The organism is Cupriavidus sp. WKF15 (genome assembly GCF_029278605.1).
Classification (GTDB): domain Bacteria; phylum Pseudomonadota; class Gammaproteobacteria; order Burkholderiales; family Burkholderiaceae; genus Cupriavidus.
The window spans coordinates 2571384-2588018 of record NZ_CP119572.1 but is presented as its reverse complement, the minus strand read 5'-3'; the positions used below and the strand labels follow the sequence as shown (position 1 = coordinate 2588018).

10 protein-coding genes are annotated in these 16635 nt (G+C 66.2%); 4 read left to right on the top strand and 6 right to left on the bottom strand.

All coding sequences use genetic code 11. The annotated features are described in order from the left end of the window. A complete protein-coding gene (locus CupriaWKF_RS12055) occupies positions 1-2868 on the bottom strand; it encodes a valine--tRNA ligase (RefSeq protein ID WP_276098102.1) in 2868 nt (955 codons plus the stop codon). Positions 2869-3714: 846 nt separating this feature from the next. Here CupriaWKF_RS12055 and CupriaWKF_RS12050 point away from each other — a divergent pair. Then, positions 3715-6075, top strand: coding sequence for a UvrD-helicase domain-containing protein (locus CupriaWKF_RS12050; RefSeq protein WP_276098101.1), 2361 nt, complete (start codon positions 3715-3717; stop codon positions 6073-6075). Between the two features lie 24 nt (positions 6076-6099). Here the strand turns inward: CupriaWKF_RS12050 and CupriaWKF_RS12045 are convergent, their stop codons facing one another. The 3 genes from CupriaWKF_RS12045 to CupriaWKF_RS12035 all read right to left on the bottom strand — a co-directional run bounded on the left by CupriaWKF_RS12045 (position 6100) and on the right by CupriaWKF_RS12035 (position 10648). Beyond that, complete coding sequence (locus tag CupriaWKF_RS12045; protein ID WP_276098100.1) at positions 6100-7392, bottom strand: MFS transporter; 1293 nt, start codon at positions 7390-7392, stop codon at positions 6100-6102. Positions 7393-7652: 260 nt separating this feature from the next. Beyond that, on the bottom strand, positions 7653-9182 hold the full coding sequence (locus CupriaWKF_RS12040; protein WP_276098099.1) for an acyl--CoA ligase: 1530 nt from the start codon (positions 9180-9182) through the stop codon (positions 7653-7655). Further along, positions 9179-10648 (bottom strand): aldehyde dehydrogenase family protein, encoded by a 1470-nt coding sequence (locus tag CupriaWKF_RS12035; protein WP_276098098.1) that lies wholly within the window; start codon positions 10646-10648, stop codon positions 9179-9181. Before CupriaWKF_RS12035 ends, CupriaWKF_RS12040 begins: the two co-directional genes overlap by 4 nt. Positions 10649-10858: 210 nt before the next feature. Between CupriaWKF_RS12035 and CupriaWKF_RS12030 the strand changes: the two genes are divergently transcribed. Continuing rightward, entirely contained in the window at positions 10859-11617 is a 759-nt protein-coding gene (locus CupriaWKF_RS12030; protein ID WP_276098097.1) for an IclR family transcriptional regulator, read from the top strand. A 49-nt stretch (positions 11618-11666) separates the two neighbouring features. Here CupriaWKF_RS12030 and CupriaWKF_RS12025 read toward each other — a convergent pair whose 3' ends face one another. Continuing rightward, positions 11667-12500: an IclR family transcriptional regulator gene (locus CupriaWKF_RS12025; RefSeq protein WP_276098096.1), complete on the bottom strand. Its 834-nt coding sequence runs from the start codon at positions 12498-12500 to the stop codon at positions 11667-11669. A gap of 132 nt (positions 12501-12632) precedes the next feature. On the opposite strand from CupriaWKF_RS12025, the gene CupriaWKF_RS12020 reads away from it, so the two are divergent. Both CupriaWKF_RS12020 and CupriaWKF_RS12015 read left to right on the top strand, forming a co-directional pair. Continuing rightward, entirely contained in the window at positions 12633-14294 is a 1662-nt protein-coding gene (locus CupriaWKF_RS12020) for a choline dehydrogenase (RefSeq protein ID WP_276098095.1), read from the top strand. Positions 14295-14458: 164 nt separating this feature from the next. After that, positions 14459-15784 carry an MFS transporter gene (locus CupriaWKF_RS12015; protein WP_276098094.1) on the top strand — a complete coding sequence of 442 codons (1326 nt, stop codon included), beginning with the start codon at positions 14459-14461 and terminating at the stop codon, positions 15782-15784. Positions 15785-15846: 62 nt separating this feature from the next. Here the strand turns inward: CupriaWKF_RS12015 and CupriaWKF_RS12010 are convergent, their stop codons facing one another. After that, on the bottom strand, positions 15847-16635 hold the full coding sequence (locus CupriaWKF_RS12010; protein WP_276098093.1) for a BPSS1780 family membrane protein: 789 nt from the start codon (positions 16633-16635) through the stop codon (positions 15847-15849).

Here is a 16635-nt window from a genome sequence, read left to right as displayed (position 1 = left end):
TTAGGCCGGCAGGCGCTGCAGCTGGTCCTGCAGCTTGGCCAGCGTCTGCTCGAAATCGGACAGGCGCTGGGTTTCCTGCGCCACCACGGCGGGCGGCGCCTTGGCGACAAAGCTCTCGTTCGACAGCTTGCCACGACACTTGCCGATCTCGCCGCCGATGCGCTCGATTTCCTTCGACAGGCGCACGCGCTCGGCCGCCACGTCGATCTCGATCTTCAGCAGCAGGTGGTTGCCGCCGACGATGGCCACCGGTGCCCCGGCGCCCTCGGTCTGCAAGGTCGCATCGTCTTCGAAGACGCGCACCTCGGACAGTTTCGCCAGCGCCTGGATATGCGCGCTGGCCTCGCGCAGGAAGGCGTTGTCGCCATGCGCATAGAGCGGAATGCGCTGGGCCGGCGAAATATTCATTTCGCCGCGCAGGTTGCGGCACGCGTCCACCATGGCCTTGAGCTGCGCCACCCATTGCTCGGCGGCCTCGTCGATCTTGGCCATGGCCGGCAGCGGGTAGGCCTGCTGCGCGATGCTTTCGCTGCCATCGCCCTTGGCGCGGCCGGCCAGCGGCGCAACCTTCTGCCACAGTTCTTCCGTGATGAACGGGATGATCGGGTGCGCCAGGCGCAGCACCGTTTCCAGCACGCGCAGCAGCGTGCGGCGCGTGGCGCGCTGCTGGGCTTCGGTGCCGGTCTGGATCTGCACCTTGGCCAGTTCCAGGTACCAGTCGCAGTACTCGTCCCAGACGAACTTGTAGATCGAGCTGGCGATATTGTCGAAGCGGTACTCGGCAAAGCCCTTCTCGACATCGGCTTCCACGCGCTGCAGCAGCGACACGATCCAGCGGTCGGCCTGCGAGAAGTGCAGGTAGCCGTCCGGGCCGCAGTCGTTGTTGCACGGGCCCATGCCGCAGTCATGGCCCTCGGCGTTCATCAGCACGAAGCGCGTGGCGTTCCACAGCTTGTTGCAGAAGTTGCGGTAGCCCTCGCAGCGGCCGGTGTCGAAGTTGACGTTGCGGCCCAGCGTCGCCAGCGAAGCGAACGTGAAGCGCAGCGCATCGGCGCCGAAAGCGGGAATGCCCTCGGGGAATTCCTTCTTCGTCTTCTTCTCGATCTTGGGCGCATCCTTCGGACGGCGCAGGCCGGTGGTGCGCTTCTGCAGCAGCGTGTCGAGGTCGATGCCGTCGATCAGGTCCACCGGGTCCAGCGTGTTGCCCTCGGACTTGCTCATCTTCTTGCCTTCCGAGTCGCGCACCAGGCCGTGCACGTACACGGTATGGAAGGGCACCTGGCCGGTGAAGTGCTTGGTCATCATGACCATGCGCGCCACCCAGAAGAAGATGATGTCGTAGCCGGTCACCAGGACCGACGACGGCAGGAAGTGCTTGAGTTCAGGCGTCTCTGCGGGCCAGCCCAGCGAGGAGAACGGCACCAGTGCCGACGAGAACCACGTGTCGAGCACGTCTTCCTCGCGGCGCAGCGCGCCGGTGCTGCCGGCGGCCTTCGCCTTGGCCAGCGCTTCCTCTTCGGTGCGGGCGACGAAGCAGTTGCCGGCGTCGTCGTACCAGGCCGGGATCTGGTGGCCCCACCAGAGCTGGCGCGAGATGCACCAGTCCTGGATATTGGCCAGCCACTGGTTGTAGGTGCTGTTCCAGTTCTCCGGCACCAGCTTGATCTCGCCGCTCTGCACGGCGTCGAGCGCGACCTCGGCGATCGAGCGGCCCGGGTAGAACGTGCCTTCCGGTGCCGGCTTGCTCATGGCGACGAACCACTGGTCGGTCAGCATCGGCTCGATCGCGCTGCCGGTGCGCTCGCTGCGCGGCGTCATCAGCTTGTGCTTCTTGACCTCGGCCAGCAGTCCCTGGGCATCCAGGTCCATCACGATCTGCTTGCGGGCCTCGAAACGGTCCAGGCCGGCATAGGCGGCCGGGGCGTCGGCGACGATCTTCGCGTCGAGCGTGAGGATCGACAGCTGCGGCAGGTTGTGGCGCTGGCCGACGGCGTAGTCATTGAAGTCATGGCCCGGCGTCACCTTGACCACACCCGTGCCGAACTCGCGGTCGACGTATTCGTCGGCGATCACGGGGATCTGACGGCCGGTCAGCGGCAGGTGCACCGACTTGCCGATCAGGTGCGCATAGCGCTCGTCTTCCGGGTGGACCATCACGGCCACGTCGCCGAGCATGGTTTCCGGACGCGTGGTGGCCACGGTCAGGTGCGTGAGGCCGGTCTTGGTATCGGCTTCCACCAGTGGGTAGCGGATGTGCCACAGCGAGCCTTCTTCCTCGACGTTCTCGACCTCCAGGTCCGACACGGCGGTGCCCAGCACCGGGTCCCAGTTGACCAGGCGCTTGCCGCGGTAGATCAGGCCCTGCTCATGCAGGCGCACGAACACCTCGGTGACCGCCTTCGACATGTCCGGCGACATCGTGAAGTACTCGCGGGTCCAGTCGATCGACGCGCCCATGCGGCGCACCTGGCGGGTGATGGTCGAACCCGACTCTTCCTTCCAGGCCCAGACTTTCTCGGTGAACTTCTCGCGGCCCAGGTCGTGGCGCGACACGCCTTGCGCTTCGAGCTGGCGCTCCACCACGATCTGCGTGGCAATGCCCGCGTGGTCCGTGCCCGGCACCCACAGCGTGTTCGCGCCCAGCATGCGCGCATGGCGGGTCAGGCCGTCCATGATGGTCTGGTTGAAGGCATGGCCCATATGCAGCGTGCCGGTCACATTGGGCGGCGGCAACTGGATGGCGAAATCAGGCCTGGCCGGGTCGAACGTCGGCTGGGCAATGCCGCGCTTCTCCCACTCGGGGCCCCATTTCGCCTCGATGGCGGCGGGTTCGAAGCTCTTGGCAAGGGATTGGTCTTGGGCGGTCATGCTGGGATGTCGATGTTTGGGCGTCGGGGCTGTTGCAGGCGGGGTGCGCTGGCCTGCGCCTGGCGTGGCATTTATTGCACTGTGCCAGTAAAACCTCAAATTATACGGAACGTGGGGGAGGGGGAGGAAATCGTTCGCCTCGGGGGGTGGGGGGTCGGTATAATTTGAGGTTTGTTTAGGTTTGGTTTTTTGGGTTTGGGTTTGACGGGTGTTGTCGCTCTTGGCAGGCGCTGCTGTTTCGCCGGCGTAGCCGGCGAGTCACTTTTGTCTCGCGACAAAAGTAACCAAAAACGCGTTTTCGTGGTCGACGAACGGCCCGGGTGGTGAAGACGGTACAGGGCATAGCCAGACTGCCTGCCGCGTAGATGACCAGGATAGACGCTCCAGATGAGCGAACCCGGATTACTTGGTGGCCCCTCCTAACCACGCCATCGGTGGGACGCCTACGGCTGCGCTGCGCGCGGCTCGGTGAGAAAACCGAAAAGGCGAAGGGGAGAAGCACCGGCACCAGCGCCGTTGATGTCGTCCCACATGCCGACTAATGAGCCGCGTAGCAGCCGAAGGCGATGACGCGATATCACTCGCAGTAGGGTCCACGGACAGTTTCGGGGCTCGTTCAATCAGCGCTCTAATCCTGCCCACGGACTTGCACCACGGGGCAGGCAGCCAGGCAGACTCTGAAGCCCATACCCGTACAACATCCTCAGCACACTACGATCAATATTCGCCCGCTAGGGCAAGTAAACGCGCTTTTTGGTTACTCTTTGTCGCTCGGACAAAAAGTGACTCGCCGGCTACGCCGGCGAAACAGCGGCGCCTGCCAAGCACAATAAGCCAAGATCCTTAATGTCCGACCTGCTCGCCAACCTAAACGCCGAACAACTCGCCGCCGTCACCCTGCCTGACGAGCCGGCCCTGATCCTGGCCGGCGCGGGCAGCGGCAAGACGCGCGTGCTGACCACCCGCATTGCCTGGCTGATCCAGAACGGACGGGTATCCCCGGCGGGCATCCTGGCGGTGACCTTCACCAACAAGGCCGCCAAGGAAATGCAGACGCGCCTGTCGTCGATGCTGCCGATCAACACGCGCGGCATGTGGATCGGCACCTTCCATGGCCTGTGCAACCGCATGCTGCGCGCGCATTTCCGCGATGCCGGCTTGCCGCAGACCTTTGCCATCCTCGATACCCAGGACCAGCTTTCGGCGATCAAGCGGCTGCTGAAGGCGCTCAATGTCGACGACGAGAAGTACCCGGCCAAGAATCTCCAGTACTTCATCAACAACGCCAAGGAGCAGGGCCTGCGTCCGGCCGACGTGGAGGCCAACGACGACTTCAACCGCCGCTTCGTCGACCTGTACGCCGCCTACGACGAGCAGTGCCAGCGCGAGGGCGTGGTGGACTTTGCCGAGCTGCTGCTGCGCTGCTACGAGCTGCTGCGCTACAACGACGCCATCCGCCAGCATTACCAGCACCGCTTCCGCCATGTGCTGGTGGACGAGTTCCAGGACACCAACGTGCTGCAGTACCAGTGGCTCAAGCTGCTGGCCGGCTATGGCACGCAGAACCCGGCCGCGGTGTTCGCCGTGGGCGACGACGACCAGAGCATCTACGCGTTCCGCGGCGCGAACGTCGGCAATATGCGCGACTTCGAGCATGAGTTCCGCGTGCGCAAGCTGATCAAGCTCGAGCAGAACTACCGCTCGCACGGCCATATCCTCGATTCGGCCAACCACCTGATCTCGCACAACGCGCGCCGCCTGGGCAAGAACCTGCGCACCGATGCCGGCCACGGCGAGCCGGTGCGCGTGTTCCAGGCCGGCTCGGACGGGCAGGAGGCGTCGTGGATGATCGAGGAGATCCGCGACCAGATCGCACAGGGCATGAGCCGCTCGGAGATTGCGATCCTGTACCGCAGCAATGCGCAGTCGCGCGTGATCGAACACGCGCTGTTCTCGGCCGGCATCGCCTACCGCGTGTACGGCGGCCTGCGCTTCTTCGAGCGCGCCGAAATCAAGCACGCGCTGGCCTACCTGCAACTGCTGGAGAACCCGCGCAACGATGCCGCCTTCGGCCGCGTGGTGAACTTCCCGGCGCGCGGCATCGGCGCGCGCTCGCTGGAGCAATTGCAGGATGCCGCGCGCCAGTACAACTGCTCGCTGGCCGAAGCCGTGGCCTATGTGCCGGGCGCGGCGGGCAGCAAGCTGGCGGCGTTCGTCCGGCTGATCGAGCAGATGCGCGCCGAAACGCGCCGCATGACGCTGGCCGAGGTGGTCGAGCATGTGACCAACGCCAGCGGCCTGATCACGCATTACCGCGGCGAAAAGGAAGGCCAGGACCGCATCGAGAACTTGCAGGAACTGGTGACCGCGGCGCAGGCCTTTGTCGTGGAAGAGGGCTATGGGCTGGAAGCACTGGCCGCGGTGATCCCGGTCGGCTTCGAGTCGCGCGCCGCGCAGGCCGTGTCGCAGCTTGCCGACGGCGACCAGGCCCAGCAGGTGCTGGACCCGGAAGCGCTGCCGGTGGTGATGACGCCGCTGGTGGCGTTCCTCACGCACGCCTCGCTGGAGGCCGGCGACAATCAGGCCCAGGCCGGCCAGGACGCGGTGCAGATGATGACCGTGCACGCTGCCAAGGGCCTGGAGTTCAACGTGGTGTTCATCACCGGGCTGGAAGAGGGGCTGTTCCCGCACGAGAACAGCGCCATGGAACTGGACGGGCTCGAGGAAGAGCGCCGCCTGATGTACGTGGCGATCACGCGTGCGCGCGAGCGGCTCTACCTGTCCTTTGCGCAAAGCCGCGTGCTGCATGGCCAGATGCGCTACCACGTGCGCTCGCGCTTCTTCGAGGAACTGCCCGAGGAAGCGCTGAAATGGCTCACGCCGCAGCAGCAGAGCTACGGCGGCGTCCGCCGGCAGGAGCGCGACAGCGCGTGGGGCCGCGACTGGTTCCGCAAGCCGGAGGATGTCCCGTATTCCGGCAACAAGCCTACCGGCGGCATGGACACCGGCAACGGCTATGCCGATGCCAAGCGCGAGGCCGGCACGGGTTTCCGCGTCGGCCAGCAGGTGTTCCACAACAAGTTCGGTGAAGGCGTGATCAAGGCGCTGGAAGGAGAGGGCGCGGATGCCCGCGCCCAGATCGAGTTCAAGCGCCACGGCGCCAAGTGGCTGGCGCTGGCAGTGGCGAAGCTCGATCCGATCAACTGAGCGGGTCCGACTTCGCGTGACGCATCAGGGGAAGGCCGGCCGGACTTCGGCGGTCTTTTCCTCGGGCGTGTCCACGGTTTTCAGCGGGTTGATGAACAGCGAAGCCACCGCGCCCACGCCTAGCAACGCCGCCGAGATCATGAAGGGCAGGTTGTAGCTGCCCGTGGCCTCGATCAGGTAGCCGAACACCACCGGCGAGATCATGCCGGCCAGCCCGAAGCCCGTGTTCATCATGCCGCCCGCGGTGCCGGCGTACTTGCCGGCAATGTCGAGCGGCAGGCTCCACAGCACGGCGTTGGTCAGCTCCAGGAAGAAGAACGACAGCGACAGCAGGATCACCGCGTTCACGGCGTCGGCCGCGTAGGTCATCGGCACGATGAACATCAGCGAGCCGGCCAGGCCCGCGAACAGGATCGCGCCGCGCGCCAGGCGCAGGTTGCCGGTGCGCTTGTAGATGCGGTCCGACAGCACGCCGCCGAGCGTGTCGCCGACCACGCCCGCCATCAGCGGCAGCGCCGTGAACAGTGCGAGCTGCTTCAGGTCGAAGCCGCGCGCTTCTTTCAGGTATGACGGCAGCCAGGTCAGGTAGACCCACAGCGACCAGCCGTAGCAGAAGTCCACGAACGTCACCAGCCACATGCGCCGGAACAGGCGCCGCCACGGCGTGGCCGCCTTGGCCGAACGCTGGCATTCGCCGCGCCGGTAGCCGATCTCCTGCAGCTCCTGCGGCGTCACGCGCCTGTGCTCGTCAGGTGAGTCCTTGAACACGCCGGCGTAGAGCAGGGTCCAGCCGAGGCTGACCGCGCCGAGTACGATAAACGCCTCGCGCCAGCCGGCGGTGGCCACGATGGCCAGCACGATCGGCGGCGTGATCGCGCCGCCGAGCCGTGCAAAGCTGTGCGTGATGCCCTGCGCGAAGCCACGCTCGGCTACCGGCATCCAGTACGTGAACGCGCGCGTCGCAGTCGGGAATGCGCCGCCTTCGCCGATGCCCAGCACGAAGCGCAGCACCACCAGCATCATCACGCTGCCGGCGAAGCCGGTCAGCACGGTGGCCACGCCCCAGATCAGGGACAGCACGATCAGCACTTTCTTGGGCCCGAACTTGTCGGAGAGCCAGCCGCCGAGGATCTGCATGGCGGCATACGGATAAGCAAAGGCGGAGAACACCAGGCCGAGCTGCGAAGACGTCAATCCCATCTCTTCGCGGATCAGCGGGGCGGCGACCGAGATGTTGACGCGGTCGATATAGGCGATGAAATACATCAGGCACATGACGCCGAGGATCATATGCCGGGTCTTGATGCGTTGCTTCATACCACCTCCTGTGCGCGGCTGGCGCGCGTGGCGTTGACGGGGCGGCCGCCCGGCGCATGGTCCATCGCCATGCGCATGCGGCCGGCCAGGGCACGGCGTCAGCCGTGCTGCCCCGTCCTTGAGCAATCTGCTGTCTGTCGGGTTACCGGATAAGTCTTGTCTCCTGTTCCGGTGCGAGGGCGGTCGATGGTCTCCTTGGCGATGGTTGCGGACCGGTACGCCGCAACGCGGCTGTCCCGGGGAATCGGGAATCCAGGCGTTCAGGCGGGGTCGAGCAGCTTGAGCCGCTGCACTTTTCCTGACGGGCCGCGCGGCAGCTCGGCAATGAAGCGGAACTCCTTCGGCGTCTTGTAGCGGCCCAGTTCGCGCAGGCAGTGCGCGCGCAGTGACGCGTCATCGCAGGGAGCGGCATCTCGCATGACGACGAAGGCGACGATCTCCTGCCCATAGGCCGGGTCGGGCACGCCGACCGCTGCCGCTTCAAGCACCGCGGGGTGCCGCAGCAGCGCCTCGTCGATCTCGCGCGGGGCGATGTTTTCGCCGCCCTTGATGATCAGTTCCTTGGCGCGCCCGGTGATGTAGAAGTAGCCGTCGACATCGCGGTAGCCGAGATCGCCCGTGCGCAGCCAGCCGTCGTGCGTAAAGGCGTCGCGCGTGATCTCGGGCGCCTTGTAGTAGCCCGCCATCACGTTCTCGCCCTGCAGCACGATCTCGCCGATCTGCCCGTCGGGCAGTGCCGTGCCGTCACGCGCGAGCACGCGCGCACGCGTTCCGGAGGGCCGGCCGATGCTGCCAATGCGCCGTTGTTCCGGATCCAGTGGATTGCTGAAGGCGGGCGCGGCGGTCTCGGTCATGCCCATGGTCTCGATCACGCCGATGCCGAAGCGATCCTCGAATGCACGGTGGTGCTCGGGCGGCAGCGCGGCCGACGCCGAGCGGCAGAAGCGGACGCCTTGCGGCGCCTTGCCGTCCGGATCATTGAGCAGGTAGGCGATGATGGTCGGCACCACGTTGAGCCAGGTGCAGCCGTGGCGCGTGATGTCGCTCCAGAACGAGCTTGCCGAGAAACGCGTCGGCATCACGACCGATCCGCCGTGGACCAGTGGCGCGATCGCGGTCACGACGAGACCGTTGATGTGATAGAGCGGCAGCGTGGCCAGCACCCGGTCGCCCGGGCCAAGCGCATGCTCGCGGCTAACGTTGGCGCCGTTGGTGGCCAGGTTGTGGTGCGTGAGCAGTACGCCCTTGGGCGTGCCTGTCGTGCCCGAGGTGTACATCAGCAGCGCGGGTGCATGCGGCTCCGGGGGCGGCAGTGCGCATGCATGCTTTCTCACGGCGGGCAGCGCCGGGAGGTCCGTGGCATCGGGGCCGGTGACCACCACCGGCACATCGAGGCCGCCTTCGCGCAATGCCTCGCGGATCGCGGCTTCGCCGCCGGGCCACGTGAAGACGAGCCGCGTGTCCGAATGCGACAGGATGTAGCGCAGCTGCGCCGGCTGGCACAGCAGGTTGATCGGATTGACGACGAGCCCGCACGCCATGGTGCCGAGCAGCAGGCGCGCGGTCTGTTCGCCGTTGGGCAGGTAGACCGACACCGTCTGTCCGCTTTCCAGGCCCGCAGCCGCATAGCGTTCGCCAAGTATGTCAGCGTCGGTGGCGAGCGCGCCGAACGTGAGTGCATGGCCGCTGTCGGGCGCCAGCAGGTAGGGCCGGTCGGGCCATTGCGCGGCACGCGCGGCCATCAGCGTGGCCAGGCTCTCGAAGGCTTGGGGTTCCACGCGCGCATTCATTTGCCGACCCTCGCAAAGTAGTCGCCGAGCAGTTCGGCTTCATCGGGCACGCACTCGGCGATGGGCACCGCAATGCGCGTGATGTTCAGGTACTGGCGCCAGCCGAGGTTGTCGGAGAAGTTGTTGCCGCCCCACGTGCCGCAACCCATCGACAGCGAGAACGGCAGGCCGTTGTCGAAATTCCCGCCCGTGGCGAAGCAGTGCGCCTGGTTGACGATCACGCGCGCCACGGGCAGTTCCATGCCGAGCTGGAGCGCCTGGCGAGGGTTGGCCGTATGCAGGCTGACGGAGTGGCCGGCGCCCATGTAGTCATAGAGGCGCGACACGCATTCGACCGCAGCCGGAAGATCGGCGGCGCGGTACAGCGTCAGCACCGGCGAGAGCTTTTCGCCGGAAAACGGGAAGTCGCCGCCCACGCCGGTTTCCTCGACCAGCAGCATGGTCGGTTGCTGGTCGCGCACGCGTTCGAGCCCGGCAAGCTCGGCAATGCGCCGTGCGCTCTGGCCGGTGGCCTGTCCGGCCAGCTTGCCGTCTTGCCACATCAGCGCCTGCAGCCGCGCCTTCTCCGTCGACGTGAGCAGCACGCCGCCCACCGCGGCCAGCGCCTTGAGCATGGGTTTGTAGACGGCGTCGAGCACGACCAGGCTGTTCTCCGAGGAACAGCTCGTGGCGTTGTCGAAGGTCTTGGAGCGCACGATCTTCGCGGCGGCGTCGTCCAGCGCCGCGCTGCTGTCGATGATCGACGCCACATTGCCGGCGCCGACGCCGAACGCCGGCGTACCGCTGGTGTAGGCCATGCGCACATTGGCCTGCGAGCCCGTGGCGACCACCAGGTCGGCCTGCCGCATCAGTTCCGCCGTGGCCGCCTTCGAGACCGGCGTGGGCAGCATCTGCACGAGGTCGGCGGGCAGGCCGGCGCGCGCGAACTCGGCGTGGATGAACGACAGCAGCAGCTCGCACGTGCCCTGGCCCTTCGGCGATGGCGCGACGATCACGCTGTTGCCGCACTTGAGCGCGTTGAGGATCTTGTTGGCCGGCGTCGCCGCCGGGTTGGTGGAAGGCGTGATCGCCGCCACCACGCCTACGGGACGCGCGATCTCGGTGATGCCGGTCTCCGGATCCTGGGAGATCACTCCCGCCGTCTTGCGGCCGTGCAGGTCGCGCAACAGCCCGAGCGTCTTGCGGTAGTTCTTGCGGATCTTGTCCTCGACATTGCCGAGCCCGGTGTCGGCCACGGCGCATTGCGCAAGCTGCCGGTTGCGCGCGGGCTCCATGATGGCCCACGCGGCCGCGGCCACGGCTGTGTCGATGGTGGCCTGGTCGGCCCGCGCGAACTTGCGCTGCGCGTGCCTGGCCCGCGCCACGATCGCGGCGACGGTCTGCGCCGTCTGGTCGGGGCCGGAAGGTGCCCCTTGGGGCAAATCGGGATTGTTGGACTGCCGGTGACGCAGTATTTGCATACTCATGGATCGACTCCGCGGTTTGGACGGCGGGGTCGCGCGGCTTGTCGCGTGGCTCGCTACGCGGCGAATGGCGCTGGCCCCGGATCGAATCTAGTGAAGCCGGCGGGGCAGCTCGTCCCAATTTGTGCGCTTTTGCGGGCGCCGCAGGGAGGCGAATTGCGGAACGCAGTTTTCGGGACGTCAGGGCGTCCCGGAATCCTATAAATTGAATCCATGAGCAATCACTCGAACGCCGCCGCGGTGCGCGCCTTCCGCATTCTCGAGATACTGTCGACGGCAGAGGGGCCGCTGTCGCTGGCGGCGATCGTGCAGGAGATCGGGCTGCCGAAGCAGACCGTGCACCGACTGCTCAAGCAGCTCGAAAGCACGTGGCTGGTGTCGCGCACCGCCGGCAGCCGGTACTACGAGTGCTCGTCACGTGTGCGGCAGTTCGCGGTCAATGTGCTGATGCAGGCCGGGCCGGCGGCCGCGCGCCACGCGATCCTGCAGCAGCTCGTCGACAAGGTCGGCGAAACCTGCAACCTGACCATGCTGTCCGGCGACGATGTGGTCTATCTCGATCGCGTGGAAACGCAATGGCCGCTGCGGATGCACCTGCAGCCGGGGTCGCGCGTGCCCTTGCATTGCTCGGCCAGCGGCAAGCTGCTGCTGGCGTTCCTGCCCTGCGCGCAGCGCGAGAGGCTGATTGCCAGCCTGCCGCTGCGGGCGCAGTCGGCGAACACCATCACGGATATCGACGTACTGCGCTCAGAGCTCGCGGAGACCCGCCGTCGCCGGCTGGGCGTCAATAACCAGGAAAACCTGCAGGGGATGATCGCCGTGGCGGTGCCGGTCATGCTCAACCGCAATCGGGCTTGCGCCGCGATTGCCGTGCAGGCGCCGCTGGCGCGGATGTCTATGGAGCGGTTGTATGAATTCGTGCCGGATCTGAGAGGGGCGGCGGAGCAGATGGGGAGGACGTTTTGTGAGTGAGGGGGCGGGGGCGTTATTCGGTGCCCGCCAGGCATGAGACCCCCCAAAATCACTCACATAGAACGCTTCCCATCTCCCGGGCCGCCCTCTCCAACACGGGTGCCGCCCGCATCAATGCCTCGAGCGGCTTGCGCGCCGTAGGCGCATGGCACGCGATCGCCGCGACGACACGCCCCGAGCCGTCGCCGCCGCCGGCGGCTGCCGGCTCCCGCACTGGCACGGCCACCGCACACATCCCCCGCACGAACTCCTCGTTATCCACGCCAATTCCGCGTGAGCGCACGCGCTCGAGCTCGGCTTCGAGCAGCAAGGGGTCGGAGATCGTCCGCGGTGTGTTGGCCGTAAGAGGCAGGTACTTGAGCGTCCGCTGTTGCTCCAGCCGGTTCATCGCCGACAGGAACAGCTTCCCGCTCGCCGTGCAATGCAACGGTACATGCACGCCAGGCGAGAGCTGCAGCCGCAGCGGTTCATGGGTTTCCACCCGCTCGATATAGAGCACCTGGTCGCCATGCAGTGCCGTGAGGTTGCAGGTCTCGCCAAGCGCGGCGACCACGGAGCCAAGGATGGCGCGGCATTCGCGCAGCACCGGCGGGCTCTTGAGCGTCTGCAGCGCCAGCCCTACGGCGCGCGGGCCGGGAACGAAGCCGCGCTCGGGCGGCAACTGGGTGACAAAGCCGGCGCGTTCCATGGCGCCGAGCAGCCGCATCAGCGTGGCCTTCGGCACGCGCAGGCGCTGGGTGAGCTGCGACAGCGTCTGGGGGTGCTGCGCACACGCCAGGCTTTCCAGCACCACCAGCACGCGCAGCGCGCGGGCCTCGTCGTCTGCGGGTTCTCCCTCTGCTGCACTGCACTTCTGAAACGGAAATGCCACGTTCTGTTTCATTTCGGGCGCCCTCTGTCGATTTCACTTTCCCAGTCGCGGTTGTCCGTCAAAACTCCAGAAATCGGAACAAGACGTTTCATTATAAGAGCGCCGCTGGCCGCGTCCAGCCGGTGAAACCAGGAGACAGCGACTATGTCGCAGAGCGTTGACTACATCGTCGTGGGTGCCGGCTCGGCCGGCTGCGTGCTTGCCAACCGGCTCAGCGAGGACGGCAAGCACACAGTCTGCCTGCTGGAGGCAGGGCCGCCCGACAGCTATCCGTGGATCCACATCCCGATCGGCTATGGCAAGACAATGTTCCACAAGGAGGTGAACTGGGGCTTCTACACCGATCCGGACCCCAATATGCTCGACCGGCGCATCTACTGGCCCCGGGGCCGCACGCTCGGCGGCAGCAGCGCCATCAATGGACTGATCTATGTGCGCGGCCAGCGCGAGGACTACGACCGCTGGGAGGCCCAGGGCAATCCGGGATGGAGTTGGGACGACTGCCTGCCGTACTTCCGCAAGCTCGAGAATAACGACCGTGGCGCGGGGCCGACGCGCGGCACCGAAGGGCCACTCAATGCAACCTCGATCGACCGGCCGCATCCGCTGGTGGATGCATTTATCGGCGCCGGGCAGGCGCTCGGGGTACCGCGCAAGGTTGACTTCAACAGCGGTGACCAGGAGGGCGTGGGCTACTACCAACTGACCACGCGCAAGGGCTGGCGTTGCTCGACGGCGGTGGCGTACCTGCGGCCGGCACGTTCGCGGCCGAACCTGCGCGTCGAGACGGGCGCGCATACCACCGCCATCCTGTTTGAAGGCAAGCGCGCCGTGGGCGTGCGCTACGTGAAGGACGGCCAGCCGTTCATCGTGCGTGCCACGCGCGAGGTGGTGCTGTGCGCGGGCGCGCTGCAGTCGCCGCAACTGCTGCAGTTGTCCGGCGTCGGGCCGGCGCCGCTGTTGCAAGAGATGGGCATCCCCGTGGTGCACGCGTTGCCGGGCGTCGGCGAGAACCTGCAGGACCATCTGCAGATCCGGCTGATCTATGAAGTGGCGCGGCCCATCACGACCAACGACCAGTTGCGCTCGCTATGGGGCAAGGCGCGCATGGGGCTGGAATGGCTGCTGCGCCGCAGGGGGCCGCTGGCGGTCGGCATCAACCAGGGCGCCATGTTCTGCCGCGTGCTGCCGCAGGAGAGCGCCACGCCGGATACGCAGTTCCACTTCGCCACCCTGTCCGCGGACATGGCGGGTGGCAGCGTCCATCCGTTTTCGGGCTGCACCTATTCGGTGTGCCAGTTGCGGCCCGAGTCGCGCGGCGCGGTGCGCATCCGCTCGACCGATCCGTTCGAGGCGCCGTCGATCCAGCCCAATTACCTGTCGACCGACCTGGATCGCCGCAGTGCCATCGCTGCCGTCAGGTTCGCGCGCAAGGTCGCGCAGACCGAGCCGATGCGCGCCCTGATGAAGCGCGAGTTCCGCCCCGGCGACGACGTGCGCACCGATGACGAAATCCTGCACTTCTGCCGCGAGTACGGCGCCACGATCTTCCATCCGTCAGGCACGGCAAAGATGGGACCGGGCAGCGATCCGCAGGCGGTGGTGGATGCGCGGCTGCGCGTGCATGGCGTGGCGGGCCTGCGCGTGGTTGATTGCTCGGTGATGCCGACACTGGTGTCGGGCAACACCAACGTGCCCGTCGTGATGATGGCCGAACGCGCGGCGGACTTCATTCGGGAAGACGCGCAGAAGGAGCGGACCAGTGCAACCGTGGCGGGTATCGCGCCGGTGGCGCTGGCTGCATGAACAGGACAACAGGCAGCACATCAGGGGCCATGTCCCACCTCGCGTATGGATAGCTTTTTCCGGCACCCGCCATGCCCTGTTGCCTGGCGGGTGCCGGTTGGCAGTACCACCCGGCGCACACAACAAACATACAGCCGCCGTCCGCACGACAAAAGGAGACAAGCATGACAGGTACCAACGAACGCGCCGTCCGCAAGGTCGTGGCGGCGTCATTGATCGGCGCCACCATTGAGTGGTATGACTTCTTCCTCTACGGCGTTGTCGCCGGCATCGTCTTCAACAAGCTCTACTTTCCAGCAAGCGATCCGCTGGTCGCCACCATGCTGGCCTACACCACGTTCGCCGTTGGCTTCGTCACGCGCCCGCTCGGCGGCGTGATCTTCGGCCACTTCGGTGACCGCATCGGGCGCAAGAGCATGCTGGTGATCACGCTGATGATCATGGGTGTCTCGACGTTCCTGATCGGGCTGGTGCCGACTTACGACAGCATCGGCATCTGGGCGCCGGTCCTGCTGTTGCTGCTACGCGTGCTGCAGGGCATCGGCCTGGGTGGCGAATGGGGTGGGGCGGTGCTGATGGCCTACGAGTACGCGCCCCCGGGCCGGAAGGGCTTCTATGCCTCGCTGCCGCAGATCGGCCTGTCGATCGGCCTGTGCCTGGCATCGGGCGTGGTGGCGCTACTGTCGCTGACGCTGACCGATGCGCAGTTCCTGGCCTGGGGCTGGCGCGTGGCCTTCCTGGTCTCGGCGGCGATGGTGTTCGTCGGCATGTATATCCGCCTGAACGTCAAGGAAACGCCGGAGTTCGCCGCAGTCAAGCAGCGCAATGCCGAGACCCGTATTCCGTTCGTCGACATGATCCAGCGCTATCCCGGCAACATCCTCAAGGGCATGGGCGCGCGCTACATCGACGGCGTGTTCTTCAATATCTTCGGGGTGTTCTCGATCGGCTACCTGACCCAGACCCTGCAGCTTTCGCGCACGCAGGCACTGATCGGCGTGATGGCGGCGGCGATCGTGATGTGCGTGTTCATCCCGTTCTTCGGCAGCCTGTCCGATCGCATCGGCCGCACGCGCGTGTACTTCTGGGGGTCGCTGCTGACCGCGTTTTCCTCGTTCCCGGCGTTCTGGCTCATGCTCAACAGCGGGCACAGCACGCTGCTGGTGTGGGTGTCGATCGTGGTGCCGTTCGGCATTCTCTATGCCGCGGTGTACGGTCCGGAAGCGGCGCTGTTCTGCGAGCTGTTCGACGCGAAGGTCCGCTACACGGGGATCTCGTTCGTCTACCAGTTCTCGGGCATCTTCGCCTCGGGGATCACGCCGATCATTGCGACGGCGCTGCTCAAGACCGGCGGGGGCCAGCCGTGGCAGATCTGCGCCTACGTGGCTTTCGCGGGGGTGGTGTCGGCGTTGTCGGCGGCCTGGATCGGCCGGGATGCGCGTGTTGGCGCGTCGCGCCAGCAGGACGGGGTGTTGACGACCTGGCCGTGAGGCAAGGGGGCTTGTTGTCAATTGCATAAGGCCGGCGTTGCGCCGGCCTTTGTCGTGGCAGCTCAGGTCGGCGTAGCCTCTTCCGCAGGGACGATATTGAAGCAGCCGCGGTAGGTCGCATAGAACGAGCAGTACAGGATGGCGAGCATCAGCAGCGAATACGGCGTGACCAGGAACGACAGCACGGTCTCGGCGCCGAACGCGCTGAAGAGGGTTTCCAGGAAGAACGGGATCGCCACCAGCAGCACGGCAAACAGCAGCACGTAGGTGAAGAAGGCTCCGCGGTTGCGCCAGCACGCGGTCCAGCTGAAGAACATCGCCTTGACGGGGGGCACGCCATGCCAGGCGGCGAGCAGCGGGGCGAACCAGAACATCATGGCGATCGGCGTGTAGAGCAGCGCGCCGATCAGCAGTGCGTAGTAGAGCTGACGCACGGCCTCGGCCGTCAGCGTCTCTTCCTTCAGCAGGATCGGCAGCAGCGCGCTCATGTCCACCAGCGCGCCCGCGATCAGGCTCAGCAAGAACACCAGCGCGGCATAGATCCCGCCCAGCACCAGCAGGTTGCGCGTGGCTTCCTTGCCGTTGGTGCGGAATCCGGCTAGCAGCACGGTGGGCAGCACGCGCTTGTTCTGGATGACTTCGCGGCAGGCCGTCATGATGCCGACCGACAGGCCGGGCGTCACTACCAGCAGCGCGATGATGCCGATCAGCGGCACCACGATGGCCAGTTGCGCCGCGATCAGGTAGATGAACAGCAGCATCAGGAACGCAAGCGGATTCTTGCGGAACAGCCAGATGCCCTGGCGGAACCAGACGTAGCCTTCCTTGGCGGGGACTTCCAGTAGTTGCAT